Origin of the sequence: Dermacoccus sp. GAS27A, from assembly GCF_044909235.1 — a bacterium.
Classification (GTDB): Bacteria; Actinomycetota; Actinomycetes; order Actinomycetales; family Dermatophilaceae; genus Dermacoccus; species Dermacoccus nishinomiyaensis.
Genome location: NZ_JBIYDW010000028.1, coordinates 1 through 1350, shown reverse-complemented (window position 1 = coordinate 1350; position 1350 = coordinate 1). Strand labels below are relative to the sequence as shown.

General features: G+C 65.9%; 1 protein-coding gene and 1 other annotated feature. The gene reads right to left on the bottom strand.

Annotation, left to right across the window (positions count from 1 at the left end):
• Positions 1–31 precede the first annotated feature (31 nt).
• Positions 32–1296, bottom strand: a protein-coding gene (locus ABH936_RS14075) for an IS3-like element ISPfr12 family transposase (protein WP_235181962.1) whose coding sequence is annotated in 2 segments (ribosomal slippage) — positions 32–993 and positions 993–1296 — 1266 coding nt in all. Because the reading frame shifts where the segments join, the coding sequence is not laid out codon by codon here.
• Positions 863–997, bottom strand: a sequence feature (AL1L pseudoknot). (Overlaps the previous gene by 135 nt.)
• Positions 1297–1350: the final 54 nt, after the last annotated feature.

Genomic DNA, 1350 nt, shown 5'->3' with positions numbered 1-1350 from the left:
TGAAGCGCCCTGGGTCTGATGGAGACTCGCGCTATTTGATTCCGATCAGCAGATTGCTGTCGTTGGGGACAGCATAGAACGCGTTCTCGAACTCGGCGGGTGGGACGTCTCCGAGGTATCCGTGGAGGCGCTGCGTGTTGTGCCAGTGCACCCAGCCGAGCGTCGCGAGCTCGAGATCCTCGACCGTCTTCCACGGTCCCGAGCGGGTGGGCCCGCGAACCAACTCGGCCTTGTAGTAGCCGTTCACCGTCTCGGCCAGGGCGTTGTCATACGAATCGCCGACGGTCCCGATCGAGGGTGTCGCACCGATCTCTGCGAGGCGTTCGCCGTAGCGAATCGATGTGAATTGAGAGCCCGCGTCGCTGTGACACCGCAGATCCTCATGGTGGGCGCCTCGGGACCAGCGCGCCATCTCGATCGCGTCGAGGACCATCTCGGTGCGCATATGTGACGCGACCCGCCACCCCACGATCATCCGGGAGAACGCGTCGATGATGAAGCAGACGTAGGCGACGCCAGCCCAGGTGGGCACGAATGTCAGATCGGTCACCCAGAGCCGGTTCGGTGCCGTCGCGGTGAACTCCCGCTTGACCAGGTCCGGGTGCCGCGACGACGCCGGGTCCGGCCGCGTGGTCTTCACCCGCTTCGACCGCCTCGCACCTTCGATCCCTGCGACGCGCATCAGCCTCGCGGTCTGGTCGCGGCCGATCATGATGCCCCCACGCCGGGCAGCCTTCCAGAGCTTGCGGACCCCGTAGACGCGGTAGTTGGCCTCCCAGATCTCGACCAGCTGCGGGATCAGTTCCTCGTCCCGCAGCGCACGGGCAGAGGGCGCACGGGTCTTGGCGGCGTAGTAGCTGCTCGGAGCCACCTGCAACAGTCTGCAGATGAGCTCGACTCCGAGCCGGCGACCGTCCACGACGTCGTCCTTGTTCGCGTCGATGAACGCGACTACTTCCGGTAGTGGCGGTCGAGCTCCGCCCCGAAGAAAGACGCCGCCCGTTTCAGCACCTCGTTGGCCCGGCGCAGCTCCCGATTCTCTTGCTCGAGCTCTTTCACCCGCTGCTCCTCCGCCGAGCTCACACCGGGGACGACACCGTCGTCGACGTCGGCCTGCTTGACCCACATCCGCACGGACTCGACCCCGTAACCGAGCTGCGTCGCGACCCGCTGCACCGTCCCCTGCGTGACGCCCAGCTCCGCGCGCAGCGTCCTCACCATCCGCACCGCGGCGGCCTTCTCCTCGACCGAGTAGCGACGCGTCGTCGGCTTCCCATTCGCCAGTTCCTTCGGCATAACCCCATCCTCGTTTCCAAGGTCAGGAGTCTCCAACAAACTCAGGGCGCTTCA